Raw genomic sequence first — 17,148 nt, 5'->3', positions numbered from 1 at the left:
ATGGCCCGGCCTGACCGCCACCACTTGTTGCCGTTCCTCAGTTGGCTGCCCCAGCAGACCCGGAGCAGTGTGCGCCGCGACCTGCTGGTGGGCCTGAGTGGCGCGATCCTGGCCTTGCCGCAGTCGATCGCCTATGCCCTTATCGCTGGCCTGCCCGCCGAGTACGGACTGTACGCCGCCATTGTACCGGTGCTGATCGCCTGCCTCTGGGGATCGTCGTGGCACCTGATCTGCGGACCGACTGCGGCGATCTCCATCGTGCTCTATGCCAGCGTCAGCCCCCTGGCCATCAGCGGCAGTGACGACTACATCACCCTGATTCTGCTGCTGACGTTTCTGGGAGGGGTCTTTCAGTGGTTGCTGGGACTGTTGCGCTTCGGCGCGCTGGTCAACTTCGTGTCTCATTCGGTGGTGCTGGGCTTTACCCTCGGCGCCGCCGTGGTCATTGCCCTGGGACAACTGCCGAACCTGATGGGGCTCGACCTGCCCAGCCAGGCCACCGCCCTGAAAACCCTGGAAAGCCTGATGGACCATGCCGGCGAGGTCGATTGGTCTTCACTTGGGCTGGGGCTTGGCACCCTGCTCCTTGGCATTACCCTCAAGCTGCTGCGTCCGCGCTGGCCCGGCCTGTTGATAACCCTGGCCGTCGCCAGTGCGCTGGTGTGGCTGTTACCCGGCGTGTTTGGCCATGTGCTGCTGGTGCCCGGCTTCGTCGGCCAACTCCCCCCCTTGAGCCCATTGCCGCTATGGGACCTGGAGCTGATCCTGCGCCTGCTCCCCAGTGCCGTGGCCGTAGGCATGCTGGGCCTGGTGACCAGCCTGTCGATTGCCCGCTCGTTGTCGTCACGTTCGGAGCAGTTGATCGATGCCAACCAGGAGATCCGTGCCCAGGGCCTGTCGAATATGGTCGGCAGCTTTTTCTCCGGCTACCTGTCCTCAGGTTCCTTCACCCGTTCAGGGCTCAGCTATGACGCCGGCGCCCGCTCGCCACTGGCCGGGGTGTTCTCGGCGCTCTGGGTGGCGTTGTTTGCCGTGGCGGGCGCTGGCCTGATCGCGCACATTCCGATCCCGGCCATGGCCGGCAGCATCCTGCTGATCTGCTGGGGATTGATCGATCACCGGGGCATGCGCGCGCTGTGGCGGGTCAGCCGTTCCGAGTTTCTGGTGATGGCGCTGACTGCGGCGGCGACCTTGCTGCTGGAGTTGCAGACCGCCATCTACGCCGGAGTGCTGGCGTCACTGTTCTTCTACCTCAAGCGCACCTCGCGCCCACGGGTGCAGCAATCACGGGAAGGTGATGCCGACGTGCTGCGGGTAGGGGGGTCGATTTTTTTTGGCGCCAGCCATTACTTGCAAGTGCGCCTGCAGCGCTGCCAAGGTCCTGATGTGATCATCGACGCCCGGCAGATCAACTTCATCGACTATTCCGGGGTCGACATGCTGCACCGAGAGGCCCGGCGCCTGGGCCGGGCAGGGGGCAGCCTGACGCTGCATCGGGCGCGGCCGCAGGTGATCGAGGAACTGCACAAGCTGGAAGGCGCTGCGAACTGTCCGATACGGTTCGAGGGGTGAAACCTTCGCGGGGCAAGCCCGCTCCCATCGTAGGAGCGGGCTTGCCCCGCGATTCAATGACCTAACCCCGCGCCAACTGACGGCGAAGCTCATCCAGCACCGGCCCGGTCTCGGGCCGCACGCCACGCCAGATGAAGAACGCTTCAGCCGCCTGCTCGGCAAGCATGCCCAACCCATCCAGCACCTTGGCCGCCTTGTGTGCGCTGGCCCACTGGCAGAACGGCGTCGGCTCCTTGCCATACATCATGTCGTAGCAAACGGTGACGCCCGGCTCGATCAGGTGGGCGGAAATGGGCGGCAGCTCACCGGCCAGGCTGGCGGAGGTGGCATTGATGATCAGGTCGACAGGCTCCTGCAACCAACTGAAACCACTGGCCGCAACCGGGCCGAGGTCGGCGAACTCTCGGGCGAGTTGCTCGGCCTTTTCCACGGTGCGGTTGGCGATCACCAGCGAAGCCGGGTTATGCGCCAGCAACGGCTCCAGCACCCCGCGAACAGCACCACCGGCGCCCAGCAGCAATATACGCTTGCCTGCGAGCTGCACAGCGGCATTGACGGTCAGGTCACGCACCAGGCCCGCACCGTCGGTGTTGTCGCCTTGCAGGCTGCCGTCGGCCAGTTTGCGCAAGGTGTTCACCGCCCCCGCGCGCTTGGCCCGTGGCGTCAGGCTATCGACCAGGCGGTAGGCTTCTTCCTTGAATGGCACGGTGACATTGGCGCCCAGGCCCTGCTTGAAGAATCCCAGGGCGCACGCGGTGAAGTCATCCAGTGGCGCCAGCAGGGTGTTGTATTCCAGCTGCTGGCCGGTCTGGTCGGCAAACAGCCGGTGAATCAGCGGCGACTTGCTGTGGCCGATCGGGTTGCCGAATACAACGTACTGGTCCATTCACGCGGTTCCTGAGTCGGGGCCGGTCTGGCCGGAAAAGTTATCCACAACGGTATCAGCGAACGGGCTTGGCCTCGCCAATCCAGTCACGATCCTGCAGGAAGTACTCGGTCAGGCGAGCCTCTTGACTGCCCGATGCAGGTTTCCAATCGTACCCCCAACGCACCTGCGGCGGCAGCGACATCAGGATCGACTCGGTGCGGCCACCCGACTGCAGGCCGAACAGCGTGCCGCGGTCGTAGACCAGGTTGAACTCGACATACCGGCCCCGGCGGAACTCCTGGAACTCGCGCTGCTGGGCTGTATAGGCCTGGGCCTTGCGGCGCTGGACGATCGGCAGGTAGGCCTCGATATAGGCATCGCCGATAGCGCGCATGAAGGCGAAGCAGGTGTCGAAGTCCCACTCGTTCAGGTCATCGAAGAACAGGCCACCGATGCCGCGCGGCTCGCCACGGTGCTTGAGGTGGAAGTAGCGGTCGCACCAAGCCTTGTAGCGTGGATAGACGTCCGCACCGAACGGTGCACAAGCGCGCTCGGCCACCTGGTGCCAATGCAGGCAGTCTTCTTCGTTGCCGTAGTAAGGGGTCAGGTCGAAACCGCCACCGAACCACCATACGGCTTCTTCACCTTCTTTCTCGGCGATGAAGAAACGCACGTTGGCGTGGGAAGTTGGCACATGGGGGTTGTGCGGGTGGATCACCAGCGACACACCCAATGCCTCGAATCCACGGCCAGCCAGTTCCGGGCGATGGGCGCTGGCCGACGGTGGCAGGCCGCTGCCAAAGACGTGAGAGAAGTTCACACCGCCTTTTTCGATGATCTTGCCCTCGCCGATCACTCGGGTACGGCCGCCGCCGCCGGCTTCGCGGGTCCACGCGTCTTCGACAAAGCGGGCACCGCCGTCTTCGCTTTCGAGGGCGGCACAAATACGGTCTTGCAAGTCGAGCAGGTAGGCTTTCACGGCCTCGGTGCGGCTAGTCATCAGGTCACCTGGAGCGGGCATGAACAAATTCGGCGCGTAGCATACCACCGGCTGCAGGCGGGCCGCAGTTGACGGCGATCAAGCAAAGGCGTCCGATAGGGGTTTGCGAACCGACAGGAGAGTGCAGATGGCCAAGCGTATCCAGTTCAGCCAGCATGGGGGCCCCGAGGTCCTGCATCTGGTCGATTTCGAACCCGCGCCCCCCGGCCCGCAGCAAGTGCGGGTCCGTAACCATGCGATCGGCCTGAACTTCATCGATACCTACTTTCGCAGTGGGCTTTATGCGCCACCGGCGTTGCCATCCGGACTGGGCACCGAAGGCGCCGGGGTGGTCGAAGCCGTGGGCGATCAGGTGACGCGCCTGAAGGTAGGCGATCGCGTGGCCTACGGTGGCGGCCCGCTGGGTGCCTACAGCGAAGTCCATGTGCTGCCCGAGGCCAACCTGGTCAAGCTGCCCGACAGTATCAGCTACGAGCAAGCCGCCGCGGTGATGCTCAAAGGCCTGACCGTGCAGTACCTGCTCAAGCAGACCTACGCCGTGCAGCCTGGCGACACCATTCTGTTCCACGCCGCCGCTGGCGGTGTCGGCTCGCTGGCCTGCCAGTGGGCCAAGGCCCTGGGCGCCAGGCTGATCGGCACCGTCAGCAGCGCCGAAAAAGCCGAGCGCGCCAAGGCGCTGGGGGCCTGGGCAACCATCGACTACAGCCGTGAAGATGTAGCGCAGCGGGTACTGGAACTGACCGATGGCAAGAAGTGCTCGGTGGTGTACGACGGCGTCGGCCAGGACACCTGGCTGACCTCCCTCGACTGTCTGGCACCACGGGGTTTGATGGTCAGCTTCGGCAATGCCTCGGGCGCGGTGAGCGGCGTCAACCTGGGGATTCTGGCGCAGAAAGGGTCGCTGTATGTCACCCGCCCGACCCTGGCCTCCTATGCCAACAACGCGGCCAACACCCAGGTGATGGCCGATGATTTGTTCGCAATGATCGCCAGCGGCAAGGTGACAGTGGATATCCAGCAGCGCTATGCGCTGAGTGACGCGGCCAAGGCGCAGACCGAGTTGTCGGCCCGGCGTACGGTGGGGTCTACAGTGTTGTTGCCTTGAATTGATCGCGAGGCAAGCCTGCTCTACAGCGCCTGGAGCAGGCTTGCCCCGCGATGGTCTTACCGCCTCAACCGGCCCGAACGATATCGCCGGTCACCAGGTCGCGAATCACACTTGGATTGCGCCGCCCGCCGAGGGCGCCGCCCAGCACCAGGTCCAACTGGCCGCGGAAATACTGCTCCACCCGCAGCCGGGTACGCGCCGCTGGCCGCCCTTGAGGGTTGGCCGAGGTCGACACCAATGGCCCGACCAGCGCACACAGGTCACGCACCACCGGATGGTCGCTGACCCGCAGGGCCACGGTGTCATGCACCCCGGTGATCCACTCCGGCAACATGTTCTGGTGCGGTACCAGCCAGGTGTTGGGCCCAGGCCAGGTGCTGCCCATGCGGTCGAGCCAGATTTCCGGGAAGTCGTCGAACAAGAAGTCGAACTGGCGGATGTTATCGGCGATCAGGATCAGCCCCTTGTCGACCGAGCGAGACTTGATCGCCAGCAGACGGTCCACGGCTTCTTCGTTCCACGGGTCACAGCCCAGGCCCCAGACCGCCTCGGTTGGGTAGGCAATTACCGCACCGGCTCGAATTTCACGCGCAGCTTGTTGCACACGCCAGTTGCTCACCATTGATATCACTCCGCGTAAAGGCTGACGAGCAGTGTACTTAGGCAGGCCGGGCAAACCAACGTCCAGCTTCATTACAGACTCGGCCAGCCACCTCAAGCTCGGTCAACGCCGCCAGCACCCTGGGCAACGGCCAGCCGCTGCTATTGGCAAGCGCTTCGCAGGTTTGCGGTGCCGCCAGCAGCAGTTCCTCCAGAACATGGCGCGTACCGGTCGTTTCACCACCGATTGCAGGCGGTAGGCGCTGCCAGCCCTGCAGGGTTTCCATGATCTGTTCGACGCTTTCGACCAGCAACGCACCATCGCGAATCAACTGGTGGCAACCCTTGGCCCCCGGATGGTGAATCGACCCCGGAATGGCGTACACCTCACGGCCCTGCTCGGCTGCCAGCCGCGCAGTGATCAGCGAACCACTGGCCAGGCTTGCCTCGACCACCAGCACGCCCAACGACAGCCCACTGATGATGCGATTGCGCCTGGGGAAATTGCCCGCCACCGGCCCCGCATCCAGGGGAAACTCCGAAACCACCGCGCTGCCGCGCTCGATCATCGCCGTGGCAAGGGCCCGGTGACGTTGTGGATAAAATTTCTGCAAGCCGGTGCCCAGCACCCCGATAGTGTGCCCTTCGACATCCAGCGCCGCCTGGTGGGCAGCACCATCGACGCCCAGGGCCAGGCCGCTGGTGATGACAAAACCACCCCGCGCCAGGCGGCGGGAAAAGGCGGCAGCGGTATCCAGTGCAGGTCGTGACGCACGGCGACTGCCGATGATCGCCAGCTGTGGTTTCTCCAACAGGGCAGGGTCGCCGGCCACGAACAACAGCGGCGGGGCTGCATCCACTTCGGCCAGCAAGGCGGGATAGGCAGGGTCGTCCCACATCAGCAAATGCTGGTCGCGCCGCTCTAGCCAGGCCAATGCAGCCGCAGCGCCCTCGCGCACTTGCGGGCTGCGGCGCGATTCGGTGCTGGCCGCTGGAATACCCAGCGAATACCAGGCACCCGCCGGCGCGCTCAGCGCTGCCGAGGCACTGCCAAAGGCTTGAATGAGGACGTTGAAGCGATGCGGACCGAGTGCCGGCATCCGGTGCAGGCGCAAACGCGCCTCGAGTTCGGCGGGCGAACAGCCCGGGGAAGGTAACTGCGCCATGACGATCATCCTTGATCGAGGGAGAATCCACACCTTGCACAAGCTGTGGATAACTCTGTTGATAATACTTTGACAACCGGTTGAAGGATCTCCCTGAGCGGCAGCCTTTCAGGCTTGTCGAAACAGGGCTGCGGTTGTCTTGAAACACCTTAGCCGACCTTTGCCAGGTGCCGAATCCGGCGAATCCCTTTATTATGTGTGTTCATGTTTGTATTTCATCGCACAGTGCAGCTCATACGCTTATGGCCATTCTGAACATTCTCGAATTCCCGGACCCGCGCCTTCGTACCCTCGCCAAACCGGTGACGGAAGTCGACGACAGCATCCGCCAGTTGGTCGATGACATGTTTGAAACCATGTACGAAGCCCCTGGCATTGGCCTTGCCGCGACCCAGGTCAACGTACACAAGCGTGTCGTGGTCATGGACCTGAGCGAAGATCGCAGCGCGCCACGGGTGTTCATCAACCCCGAGCTCGAAACGCTGACCGACGACATGGACCAGTACCAGGAAGGCTGCCTGTCGGTGCCGGGTTTCTACGAGAATGTCGATCGCCCGGTACGGGTCAAGATCAAGGCGCTGGACCGCGACGGCAAACCGTTCGAGGAAATCGCCGAAGGCCTGCTGGCCGTCTGCATCCAACACGAATGCGATCACCTGAACGGCAAACTGTTCGTTGATTACCTGTCGACGCTCAAACGCGACCGCATCAAGAAAAAGCTGGAAAAGCAGCATCGCCAGCAAGCTTGATCCCCTCTTCCAGAAGGCTTGCTCCGGCAAGCCTTTTTCTTTTTAAGCGAGAACTCCATGCGCATTGTCTTCGCAGGCACCCCAGAGTTTGCCGCCGAACACCTCAAGGCCCTGATCGACAGCCCCTATGACGTGGTGGCGGTCTACACCCAACCGGATCGTCCGGCCGGTCGCGGGCAAAAACTGATGCCCAGCGCCGTCAAGCAACTGGCTGTGGATAACGGCATCCAGGTGCTGCAACCGCCGACCCTGCGCAATGCCGAGGCGCAAGCCGAACTCGCCGCGCTCAAGCCCGACCTCATGGTGGTGGTCGCCTACGGCCTGATCCTGCCGCAGGCCGTCCTGGATATCCCGCGCCTGGGTTGCATCAACAGCCACGCCTCCTTGCTGCCTCGCTGGCGCGGTGCCGCGCCAATCCAGCGCGCCGTCGAAGCCGGCGACAGCGAGAGCGGTGTGACCGTGATGCGCATGGAAGCAGGCCTGGACACCGGCCCGATGCTGCTGAAGGTGACCACGCCCATCAGCGCCACCGATACCGGGGGCAGCCTGCACGACCGCCTGGCCGAAATGGGCCCACCCGCCGTGCTGCAGGCCATTGCTGGCCTGGCCGCCGGCACGCTGCGAGGCGAGGTGCAGGACGACAGCCTGGCCACCTATGCACACAAGCTGAACAAGGACGAAGCCCGCCTGGACTGGAGCCGCCCGGCCGTTGCGCTGGAGCGCCTGATCCGTGCCTTCAACCCCTGGCCGATCTGCCACAGCACCTTGGCCGGTGAAGCCGTGAAAGTCCTGGCCGCCACGTTATCCACAGGCACGGGCCAACCGGGCGAAATCCTCGGCGCCAGCAAGGACGGACTGATCGTCGCCTGCGGTGAACAGGCCCTGTGCCTGACCCGCCTGCAACTGCCCGGCGGCAAGGCGCTGAACTTCAGCGACCTGTTCAACAGCCGCCGCGAAAAATTCGCCACCGGCACGGTGCTCGGCCAATGAACCCACGTCTGGCGGCCGCCCGCGCCCTGGCGGCAGTGCTGAGCGGCAAAGCATCGCTGAACAGCTCACTGCCTGCGCAACTGGACAAGGTCGACGTACGAGACCGCGGTCTGACCCAGGACCTGGCATTCGGCACTGCACGCTGGCAACCACGGCTGTCGGCCCTGGCCGAGCGCCTGCTGCAAAAGCCCTTCAAGAAGGCCGATGCCGATGTCGAGGCGCTGTTGCTGGTAGGCCTGTATCAACTGCTGTACACCCGCATTCCGGCCCATGCCGCCCTGGGTGAAACCGTGGGCTGTGCCGACAAGCTGAAAAAGCCCTGGGCCAAGGCCTTGCTCAATGCCGTGCTGCGCCGCGCACAACGCGAGAGCAGCGACATTCTCGCCGAGCTCGAACGCGATCCAGTGGTGCGCACCGCCCACCCGCGCTGGCTGCAGAAATCGCTCAAGGCCTTCTGGCCCGAGCAATGGGAAACCATCTGTGCCGCCAACAACGCGCACCCGCCGATGATCCTGCGGGTCAACCGTCGTCATCACAGCCGTGATGCCTACCTGCAGCTGCTGAGCGAGGCAGGCATCGAAGCCACGCCGTGCCAGTTCAGCGTCGATGGCATTGTGCTCGCCCAGGCCTGTGACGTACGCAGCCTGCCCGGTTTCGATCAGGGCTGGATCAGCGTCCAGGACGAAGCCGCGCAACTGGCCGCCGACCTGCTTGATCTCGCCCCCGGCCAGCGCGTGCTCGATGCCTGCTGTGCCCCAGGCGGCAAGACCTGTCACCTGCTCGAAGCCCAGGCCGGTCTCGATGCTGTGGTTGCCATCGACCTGGAAGCCAAGCGCCTGGTCCGTGTGCGGGAAAACCTCGACCGCCTGGGGCTGGATGCCCAGCTGATTGCCTGTGACGCCCGCGACACCGCCAGTTGGTGGGACGGCAAGGGTTTCCAGCGCATCCTGCTCGATGCGCCGTGCTCGGCCACGGGTGTGATTCGCCGTCACCCGGACATCAAGATGACCCGCCAGGCCGACGATATTCCGGCCTTGGCCAGCCTTCAGGGCGAGCTGCTCGACGCCTTGTGGCCAACCCTGGAGGTCGGCGGCATCCTGCTCTACGCCACCTGTTCGACCCTGCCGACTGAAAACACCGAAGTCATCGAGGCGTTCCTCGCCCGCACCCCCGGCGCTCGCGAGCTGGACCTGGCGACCCAGGCCGGCCTGCGTCAGCCCCATGGCCGCCAGTTGCTGGCCCAGGAAGGCGGACACGACGGCTTCTACTATGCCAAGCTGATCAAAATCGCCGCCGCGCGCGGATAAATAGAGAAGGGAAGAGCGGATGAAGATCATCATCCTGGGCGCAGGGCAGGTCGGCGGTACGCTGGCCGAGCACCTGGCCAGCGAAGCCAACGACATCACCGTGGTCGACACCGATGGCGAGCGCCTGCGCGACCTCGGCGACCGCCTGGACATTCGTACCGTCCAGGGCCGCGCCTCGTTCCCGACCGTACTGCGCCAGGCCGGCGCCGATGACGCCGACATGCTGGTGGCGGTGACCAACAGCGACGAAACCAACATGGTCGCCTGCCAGGTCGCCTACACCCTGTTCCACACCCCGACCAAGATCGCCCGGGTGCGGGAGTCGGCCTACCTGACGCGTGCGGGCCTGTTCGACAACGAAGCCATCCCGGTCGACGTGCTGATCAGCCCGGAGCAGGTGGTGACCCACTACATCAAGCGCCTCATCGAGCACCCCGGTGCCCTGCAGGTGATCGACTTCGCCGACGGCAAGGCTCAGTTGGTAGCGGTCAAGGCCTACTACGGCGGCCCGCTGGTGGGCCAGCAATTGCGCCAGATCCGCGAGCACATGCCCAACGTCGACACCCGGGTGGCAGCAATCTTCCGCCGTGACCGGCCGATCCTGCCCCAGGGCGACACCGTGATCGAGGCCGATGACGAGGTCTTCTTCATCGCCGCCAAGGCCCATATCCGTGCAGTGATGGGCGAGCTGCGCCGCATCGATGAAACCAACAAGCGCGTGGTCATCGCCGGAGGCGGGCAGATTGGTGAGCGCCTGGCCGAGGCCATCGAAAGCCGTTACCAGGTGAAGATCATCGAGATGAACCCGGCCCGCTGCCGCTACCTCTCCGACACCCTGGACAGCACCGTGGTCCTGCAAGGCAGCGCCTCGGACCGCGACCTGATGCTTGAAGAGAACATCGCCGAGGCCGACATCTTCCTGGCCCTGACCAACGACGACGAGGCCAACATCATGTCCTCGCTGTTGGCCAAGCGCCTGGGGGCGCGCAAGGTGATGACCATCATCAACAACCCGGCCTATGTCGACCTGGTGCAAGGCGGCGATATCGACATCGCCATCAGCCCGCAACTGGCGACCATTGGCACCTTGCTGGCCCACGTGCGCCGCGGCGACATCGTCAGCGTTCACTCGCTGCGGCGCGGCGCGGCGGAAGCCATCGAGGCCATCGCCCACGGCGACTCCAAATCGAGCAAGGTGATCGGCAAGGCCATCGAAGACATCGCCCTGCCGCCCGGCACCACCATCGGCGCGATCATTCGTGACGAAGAAGTGCTTATCGCCCACGACGATACCGTGATCGAGGCGGGCGACCATGTGATCCTCTTCGTTGTGGATAAAAAGTACATCCGTGACGTCGAGAAGCTGTTCCATGTAGGGTTGAGCTTCTTCTGAAGGAGCAGGACATGCGCGAATCACTGGAAAAAATGCTGGCCAAGGGTGTGGATAACGCCCTGTTGCGCTTCGGGTTGGGCAAAGCCTGGCTGGATGAAGGCAATGGTGCCGAGGCCGCCGTTCACCTGCAGCGCTGCGTCGAGTTTGATCCGAAGTATTCGGCGGCGTGGAAGCTGCTGGGCAAGGCCCATCAACTGCACGGTGACCCGGAAGCGGCGCGGCGGGCTTGGCAGCAAGGGCTGGAGGCGGCCCAGGCTCATGGTGACAAGCAGGCCGAGAAAGAGATGACTGTGTTTCTCAAGAAACTGGATAAAGCCGGTTAAGTGATCGCGGGGCCAGCCCGCTCCTACAGTGTAAGAGCGGGCTGGCCCCGCGACAGCGACTTCAATACCAGCGCGCCTCCCCAGGCGGACGCTTCTTGAAGCGCTTCATGCTCCACATGTACTGGCTCGGGTACTGGCTCACATAGCGCTCGACCACCTTGCTCATGGCTGCAGCCGAGGTCTCGGTGTCTTCGCTGTACATCGCTTCGGGTGCCGCTTCCAGGATCACCTTGAACCCGGAACCATCCGGCAGGCGCAGGGCATGCAGGAACACCCCAACCGCCTTGCCGCCCGCCAGCATGTTGGGCACGAACTTGCTGGTCAGCGCCCTGGTAGCGAAGAACGGCACGAAGACCCCAGCCGACTCGGCCGGCTCGGGGTCGGCGGGAATGCCCACCTGACCGCCTTTGCGCACTTCCTTGATGATGCTCAGGATGCCTTCCTTGGTCGATGCCGCCACGCGGTTGCCCAGTTGCACGCGCTGTTCGCGCAACAGGTCATCGACCGCCTTGAGCTTGGGTGGGCGGTAGAAAATGATCGGTTTGCACTGGTTGCAATAGAAGTGATTGAGCACTTCCCAGTTACCCAGGTGGCTGGTGATGCCGACCACGCCCTTGCCCGACGCCAGCGCGGCGTGCAGGACTTCCAGGCCTTCGACTTCGCGAACCAGGTCGATCGAGCGTTGGGCCGGCCAGATCCAGGCACAGGCACTTTCGGTAAACGACTTGCCGATGTCCATCAGGGTACGGCCCACCAGTTTTTCGCGTTCTACCGGGTCCATCGCTGGAAAACACTTGGCCAGGTTGATGCGTACCACGTTGCGCGAACTGTTCGGCACCTTCCACATGATCCAGCCGATCGCTGCACCGACCCGCTGCACCGCACCCCATGGGAGCTTGGCAAACAACCGCAACGCCCCGACCATCAAGGCGCCTTTGAATTTATCCACAGGCTGGTTCCTCTTTCTGCAAGCCGGCCATTGTACCCCTCAGCGCAGCAGCGCGGCGTAGCGATCACAGTCGCTGGTGTGATCCATGACCATGCCGGTGGCCTGCATGAAGGCGTAGCAGATGGTCGGGCCGACAAAGGTGAAGCCGGCTTTCTGCAGGGCCTTGCTCATGGCCTTGGCTTCGTCGGTAACGGCCGGCACATCACTGCGCTGGGTGAAATGATTGATTTTCGGTGAGCCGCCAACGAACGACCACAACCATTCGCCCGGGTTTTCCAGCTCAAGCCAGGCGCGGGCATTGCGCCGCGCGGCATTGAGCTTGAGGCGATTGCGGATGATGCCCGGGTCGAGCATGCGCTCTTCGATTTCCTCGTCGCTCATTTGCGCCAGGCGCTGTGGGTCGAATCCGAACAGCACCTGACGGTAGCGCTCGCGCTTTTTCAGCACGGTGATCCACGACAGCCCGGCCTGGAAGCCTTCGAGCAGCAGCATCTCGAACAGCTGCGTCGGGTCGCGCTGGGGCGTGCCCCACTCCTTATCGTGGTAAGCCAGATAAAGCGGATCGTCGGTACACCAAAAGCAGCGTGGCATAAGGCTCCAAGGGTAGAGGCCTGCGCGAATCGGGTTATACTCCCGCTCTTTATATTCGCAGCCCTAGAAACAGGTGAATTTCGTGAGCCAGCCTACGCCAGCCGTGCGTACCTTCCAAGACCTGATCCTCGCCCTGCAGAACTACTGGGCCGAGCAAGGTTGTGTGGTACTTCAGCCCTACGATATGGAAGTAGGCGCCGGCACTTTCCATACCGCCACTTTCCTGCGCGCCGTCGGCCCGGAAACCTGGAACGCCGCCTATGTGCAGCCTAGCCGTCGCCCTGCCGATGGCCGTTATGGTGAAAACCCCAACCGCCTGCAGCACTACTACCAGTTCCAGGTGGTGCTCAAGCCGAACCCGGCGAACTTCCAGGAACTGTACCTGGGCTCGCTCAAGGCCATCGGCCTCGACCCACTGGTTCATGACATCCGCTTCGTCGAAGACAACTGGGAATCGCCAACCCTCGGCGCCTGGGGTCTGGGTTGGGAAATCTGGCTCAACGGCATGGAAGTCACCCAGTTCACCTACTTCCAGCAAGTGGGCGGCATTGAATGCATGCCAGTCACCGGTGAAATCACCTATGGCCTGGAGCGCCTGGCCATGTACCTGCAGGGCGTCGACTCGGTCTACGACCTGATCTGGACCGACGGCCCTTTCGGCAAGGTGACCTACGGCGACGTGTTCCACCAGAACGAAGTGGAGCAGTCGACCTACAACTTCGAGCACGCCAACGTCGAGAAGCTGTTCGAGCTGTTCGATTTCTATGAAAGCGAAGCCAACCGCCTGATCGAACTGGAACTGCCGCTGCCGACCTATGAAATGGTGCTCAAGGCCTCGCACACCTTCAACCTGCTGGACGCCCGCCGCGCCATTTCGGTAACCGAGCGCCAGCGTTACATCCTGCGTGTACGGACCCTGGCCCGGGCCGTGGCACAAAGCTACCTGCAAGCCCGCGCCAAGCTGGGCTTCCCGATGGCGTCCCCTGAATTGCGTGATGAAGCGTTGGCCAAGCTGGAGGCTGCACAATGAGTGCTCAAGATTTCCTGGTAGAACTGGGCACCGAAGAACTGCCTCCCAAGGCCCTCAGCAGCCTCGGTGATGCCTTCCTCGCCGGTATCGAGAAAGGCCTGCAGGCCGCTGGCCTGAACTACACCGCCAAGCACGTGTACGCAGCCCCCCGCCGTCTGGCCGTGCTGATCCGTCAGCTCGACACCCAGCAGCCGGACCGCAGCGTCAACCTCGACGGCCCGCCACGCCAGGCGGCCTTCGACGCCGAAGGCAACCCGACCCAGGCGGCCCTGGGCTTTGCCAAGAAATGCGGCGTCGAGCTGGACGAAATCGACCAGAGCGGCCCGAAGCTGCGCTTCTCCCAGCACATTCCGGGCAAGGCGACTGCCAGCCTGTTGCCGACCATCGTCGAGGACTCGCTCAACGACCTGCCGATCCCTAAACGCATGCGTTGGGGTGCGCGCAAGGAAGAGTTCGTGCGTCCGACCCAGTGGCTGGTGATGCTGCTCGGTGACAACGTCATCGACTGCACCATCCTCGCCCAGAAGGCTGGCCGCGACTCGCGCGGCCACCGCTTCCATCACCCGGAAGACGTGCGCATCAGCGCCCCGGCGAACTACCTCGAAGACCTGCGCAGCGCCTATGTGCTGGCAGATTTCGCCGAGCGGCGCGAAATCATCAGCAAGCGTACCGCCGAACTGGCGATGCAGCAGGAAGGCACCGCCATCGTGCCGCCAGCACTGCTCGATGAAGTGACCGCCTTGGTCGAATGGCCGGTACCGCTGGTGTGCTCGTTCGAAGAGCGTTTCCTCGAAGTGCCGCAGGAAGCACTGATCACCACCATGCAGGACAACCAGAAGTACTTCTGCCTGCTGGATGCCGACGGCAAGCTGCTGCCACGCTTCATCACCGTCGCCAACGTTGAAAGCCGCGATCCGAAGCAGATCGTCGAAGGTAACGAGAAGGTGGTACGCCCACGTCTGACCGACGCCGAGTTCTTCTTCAAGCAAGACAAGAAGCAGCCGCTGGAAGCCTTCAACGAACGCCTCAAGAACGTGGTGTTCCAGGCTCAACTGGGCAGCGTCTACGACAAGGCCGAGCGTGTTGCCAAGCTGGCAGCCTTCATCGCCCAGCGCATCGGCGGCGACGCCCAGCGCGCCTCCCGTGCCGGCCTGCTGTCCAAGTGCGACCTGGCCACCGAGATGGTCGGCGAGTTCCCGGAAATGCAGGGCGTTGCCGGCTACTACTACGCCCTCAACGACGGTGAGCCGCAAGACGTCGCCCTGGCCCTGAACGAGCAATACATGCCGCGCGGCGCCGGTGCCGAATTGCCATCGACCCTGACGGGCGCGGCAGTGGCCATCGCCGACAAGCTCGACACCCTGGTCGGTATTTTCGGTATCGGCATGCTGCCTACCGGCAGTAAAGACCCCTACGCCCTGCGCCGCGCCGCGCTGGGCGTGCTGCGTATCCTGATCGAGAAGCAGCTGGACCTGAACCTGAACGAAGCGGTGGAGTTCGCCGTTGCCCAGTTCGGCGCCAAGGTCAAAGCTGCCGGCCTGGCCGACCAGGTGCTGGAATTCGTCTTTGACCGCCTGCGTGCGCGTTATGAAGATGAAGGCATCGACGTTGCCACCTACCTGTCGGTGCGCGCACTCAAGCCGGGTTCTGCACTGGACTTCGACCAGCGCGTACAGGCCGTGCAAGCCTTCCGTCAGTTGCCTGAAGCGGCTGCCCTGGCAGCAGTGAACAAGCGTGTATCGAACCTGCTGAGCAAGGCCGAAGGCACGGTTGCCGCCACGGTCGAGCCCAAGTACTTCGACAATGCCAACGAGTTCTCTCTGTACTCGGCCATCCAGCAGGCCGACCAAGCTGTGCAGCCTATGGCCGCCGCCCGTCAGTACAGCGAGTCGCTGGCACGCCTGGCAGCCCTACGTGAGCCGGTAGACGCCTTCTTCGAGGCGGTGATGGTCAACGCCGACGACGCCAATGTACGGGCCAACCGTTATGCCTTGCTCAGCCGCTTGCGCGGTCTGTTCCTGGGCGTGGCCGACATTTCGTTGCTGGGGTAAGTCTTGAAGCTGCTGATTCTCGATCGGGACGGTGTGATCAACCAGGACTCCGACGCCTACATCAAGTCGCTGGACGAGTGGATACCGATCCCTGGTTCCATCGAGGCAATTGCACAGTTGAGCAAGGCCGGCTGGACGGTGGCGGTGGCCACCAACCAGTCCGGCATCGCTCGCGGCTACTACCCACTGGCCACCCTCGACGCCATGCATGCACGCCTGCGTGCATTGGTGGCCGAGCAGGGTGGTGAAGTCGGCCTGATTATCCATTGCCCCCATGGCCCGGATGACGGCTGCGATTGCCGCAAACCCAAGCCCGGCATGCTGCGCACTATCGCCGCGCACTACCAGGCAGATCTGGCCGGTGTATGGTTTGTCGGTGACAGTAAGGGTGACCTGGAGGCCGCTTTGGCCGTCGATGCTCAACCGATTCTGGTAAAAACCGGAAAAGGCGAGAAGACCCTGAGCAAGGGCATTCCAGAGAACACGCTGATTTTCGATGATCTGGCAGCCATCGCCAGAGAACTTATCCACAAATAGCGCGCCTGCAAACCAGGCGCACTTTTACTAGGCGGGCAAGCCCGCAACGGTACATGCCGCTATGTCGATCCTGCAGGCGATCAGAATTTTTCTTTTTTACCTGCTGCTGGGCACCAGCTCCCTGCTGTGGTGCACCCTGAGCTTTTTCATCGCGCCGTTTCTGCCTTTCAGCGCACGCTATCGCTTCATCAACGTCTACTGGTGCCGCTTTGCACTGGTGCTGGCGCGGGTGTTTCTCAACATCAAGGTCAAGGTCAGCGGGGCTGAGAACATTCCCAAGACTCCCTGCGTGATTCTGTCCAATCACCAGAGCACCTGGGAGACCTTCTTCCTCTCCGCCTATTTCTCGCCCCTGAGCCAGGTGCTCAAGCGCGAATTGCTGTATGTACCGTTCTTCGGCTGGGCCATGGCTATGCTGCGGCCGATTGCCATCGACCGCGACAACCCCAAGGCGGCCCTCAAGCAGGTCGCCAGCGAAGGCGACAAGCTGCTCAAGGACGGCGTCTGGGTGTTGATCTTCCCGGAGGGTACTCGCGTGCCCTTCGGCCAGATCGGCAAGTTCTCCCGCGGCGGTACAGCCCTTGCTGTGAATGCCGGCTTGCCGGTGCTGCCAATTGCGCACAACGCCGGCAAGTTCTGGCCCAAGCAGGGCTGGGGCAAGCGCGCTGGCACCATCGAGGTAGTGATTGGCGAGCCCATGTATGCCGAAGGCACAGGTCCTCGGGCTATCGCCGCCCTCAATGACCGTGCAGCCGCCTGGAACGAGCAAACCCAACGCGACCTGGGTTCGTTGCCGGCAGCCGCACCAAACACCGCTGAAGGCGTTGCCTGACGTTCTGTGGATAACGTGTGTACAGTATTTTGATTTCTTGCCAAAAAACTCGCTAAGCCATTAATTTAAATACTTATTTTTC

At 63.2% G+C, this 17,148-nt stretch carries 17 protein-coding genes; 11 read left to right on the top strand and 6 right to left on the bottom strand.

Annotation, left to right across the window (positions count from 1 at the left end):
• Positions 1–1,572 carry a SulP family inorganic anion transporter gene (locus H621_RS0106530; protein WP_028942600.1) on the top strand — a complete coding sequence of 524 codons (1,572 nt, stop codon included), beginning with the start codon at positions 1–3 and terminating at the stop codon, positions 1,570–1,572.
• A gap of 61 nt (positions 1,573–1,633) precedes the next feature.
• On the opposite strand, the gene aroE is transcribed toward H621_RS0106530, so the two are convergent.
• Both aroE and hemF read right to left on the bottom strand, forming a co-directional pair.
• On the bottom strand, positions 1,634–2,458 hold the full coding sequence (gene aroE, locus H621_RS0106525) for a shikimate dehydrogenase (protein ID WP_028942599.1): 825 nt from the start codon (positions 2,456–2,458) through the stop codon (positions 1,634–1,636).
• 55 nt (positions 2,459–2,513) lie between these two features.
• Complete coding sequence (gene hemF, locus H621_RS0106520; RefSeq protein ID WP_028942598.1) at positions 2,514–3,440, bottom strand: oxygen-dependent coproporphyrinogen oxidase; 927 nt, start codon at positions 3,438–3,440, stop codon at positions 2,514–2,516.
• A gap of 127 nt (positions 3,441–3,567) precedes the next feature.
• Here hemF and H621_RS0106515 point away from each other — a divergent pair, with 127 nt between their 5' ends.
• Complete coding sequence (locus tag H621_RS0106515; protein WP_028942597.1) at positions 3,568–4,545, top strand: NADPH:quinone reductase; 978 nt, start codon at positions 3,568–3,570, stop codon at positions 4,543–4,545.
• Between the two features lie 67 nt (positions 4,546–4,612).
• Here the strand turns inward: H621_RS0106515 and tsaC are convergent, their stop codons facing one another.
• Both tsaC and dprA read right to left on the bottom strand, forming a co-directional pair.
• On the bottom strand, positions 4,613–5,170 hold the full coding sequence (gene tsaC, locus H621_RS0106510) for an L-threonylcarbamoyladenylate synthase type 1 TsaC (RefSeq protein ID WP_028942596.1): 558 nt from the start codon (positions 5,168–5,170) through the stop codon (positions 4,613–4,615).
• A gap of 37 nt (positions 5,171–5,207) precedes the next feature.
• A complete protein-coding gene (gene dprA, locus H621_RS0106505; RefSeq protein WP_028942595.1) occupies positions 5,208–6,314 on the bottom strand; it encodes a DNA-processing protein DprA in 1,107 nt (368 codons plus the stop codon).
• 242 nt (positions 6,315–6,556) lie between these two features.
• Here dprA and def point away from each other — a divergent pair, with 242 nt between their 5' ends.
• From def to H621_RS0106480, 5 genes are read left to right on the top strand one after another with little or no spacing between them, the layout of a single operon-like run.
• Positions 6,557–7,063 carry a peptide deformylase gene (def, locus tag H621_RS0106500; protein WP_028942594.1) on the top strand — a complete coding sequence of 169 codons (507 nt, stop codon included), beginning with the start codon at positions 6,557–6,559 and terminating at the stop codon, positions 7,061–7,063.
• Positions 7,064–7,120: 57 nt separating this feature from the next.
• Positions 7,121–8,053, top strand: coding sequence for a methionyl-tRNA formyltransferase (gene fmt, locus H621_RS0106495; protein WP_028942593.1), 933 nt, complete (start codon positions 7,121–7,123; stop codon positions 8,051–8,053).
• Positions 8,050–9,360, top strand: coding sequence for a 16S rRNA (cytosine(967)-C(5))-methyltransferase RsmB (rsmB, locus tag H621_RS0106490; RefSeq protein WP_028942592.1), 1,311 nt, complete (start codon positions 8,050–8,052; stop codon positions 9,358–9,360). The genes fmt and rsmB overlap by 4 nt, the downstream gene beginning before the upstream one ends.
• Before the next feature lie 19 nt (positions 9,361–9,379).
• A complete protein-coding gene (gene trkA, locus H621_RS0106485) occupies positions 9,380–10,753 on the top strand; it encodes a Trk system potassium transporter TrkA (RefSeq protein ID WP_028942591.1) in 1,374 nt (457 codons plus the stop codon).
• An 11-nt stretch (positions 10,754–10,764) separates the two neighbouring features.
• A complete protein-coding gene (locus H621_RS0106480; RefSeq protein ID WP_028942590.1) occupies positions 10,765–11,076 on the top strand; it encodes a tetratricopeptide repeat protein in 312 nt (103 codons plus the stop codon).
• A 61-nt stretch (positions 11,077–11,137) separates the two neighbouring features.
• Here H621_RS0106480 and H621_RS0106475 read toward each other — a convergent pair whose 3' ends face one another.
• Together H621_RS0106475 and H621_RS0106470 are read right to left on the bottom strand one after the other, a co-directional pair.
• Complete coding sequence (locus tag H621_RS0106475; RefSeq protein ID WP_028942589.1) at positions 11,138–12,025, bottom strand: lysophospholipid acyltransferase; 888 nt, start codon at positions 12,023–12,025, stop codon at positions 11,138–11,140.
• A 39-nt stretch (positions 12,026–12,064) separates the two neighbouring features.
• The gene (locus H621_RS0106470; protein ID WP_028942588.1) at positions 12,065–12,616 is read right to left on the bottom strand and encodes a DNA-3-methyladenine glycosylase I; all 552 of its coding nucleotides are present in this window, start codon (positions 12,614–12,616) and stop codon (positions 12,065–12,067) included.
• A gap of 82 nt (positions 12,617–12,698) precedes the next feature.
• Here H621_RS0106470 and glyQ point away from each other — a divergent pair, with 82 nt between their 5' ends.
• The 4 genes from glyQ to H621_RS0106450 all read left to right on the top strand — a co-directional run bounded on the left by glyQ (position 12,699) and on the right by H621_RS0106450 (position 17,066).
• The gene (gene glyQ / locus H621_RS0106465; protein ID WP_028942587.1) at positions 12,699–13,646 is read left to right on the top strand and encodes a glycine--tRNA ligase subunit alpha; all 948 of its coding nucleotides are present in this window, start codon (positions 12,699–12,701) and stop codon (positions 13,644–13,646) included.
• Positions 13,643–15,697, top strand: a complete 2,055-nt coding sequence (gene glyS / locus H621_RS0106460) for a glycine--tRNA ligase subunit beta (protein WP_028942586.1) — start codon at positions 13,643–13,645, stop codon at positions 15,695–15,697. Before glyQ ends, glyS begins: the two co-directional genes overlap by 4 nt.
• Before the next feature lie 3 nt (positions 15,698–15,700).
• Positions 15,701–16,234: a D-glycero-beta-D-manno-heptose 1,7-bisphosphate 7-phosphatase gene (gene gmhB, locus H621_RS0106455; protein WP_028942585.1), complete on the top strand. Its 534-nt coding sequence runs from the start codon at positions 15,701–15,703 to the stop codon at positions 16,232–16,234.
• Positions 16,235–16,295: 61 nt separating this feature from the next.
• Complete coding sequence (locus H621_RS0106450) at positions 16,296–17,066, top strand: lysophospholipid acyltransferase family protein (protein ID WP_028942584.1); 771 nt, start codon at positions 16,296–16,298, stop codon at positions 17,064–17,066.
• The last annotated feature ends 82 nt before the right edge of the window (positions 17,067–17,148 follow it).

It is taken from the genome of Pseudomonas vranovensis DSM 16006 (assembly GCF_000425805.1).
GTDB lineage: Bacteria > Pseudomonadota > Gammaproteobacteria > Pseudomonadales > Pseudomonadaceae > Aquipseudomonas > Aquipseudomonas vranovensis.
This window is presented reverse-complemented; position numbering and strand designations above follow the sequence as displayed.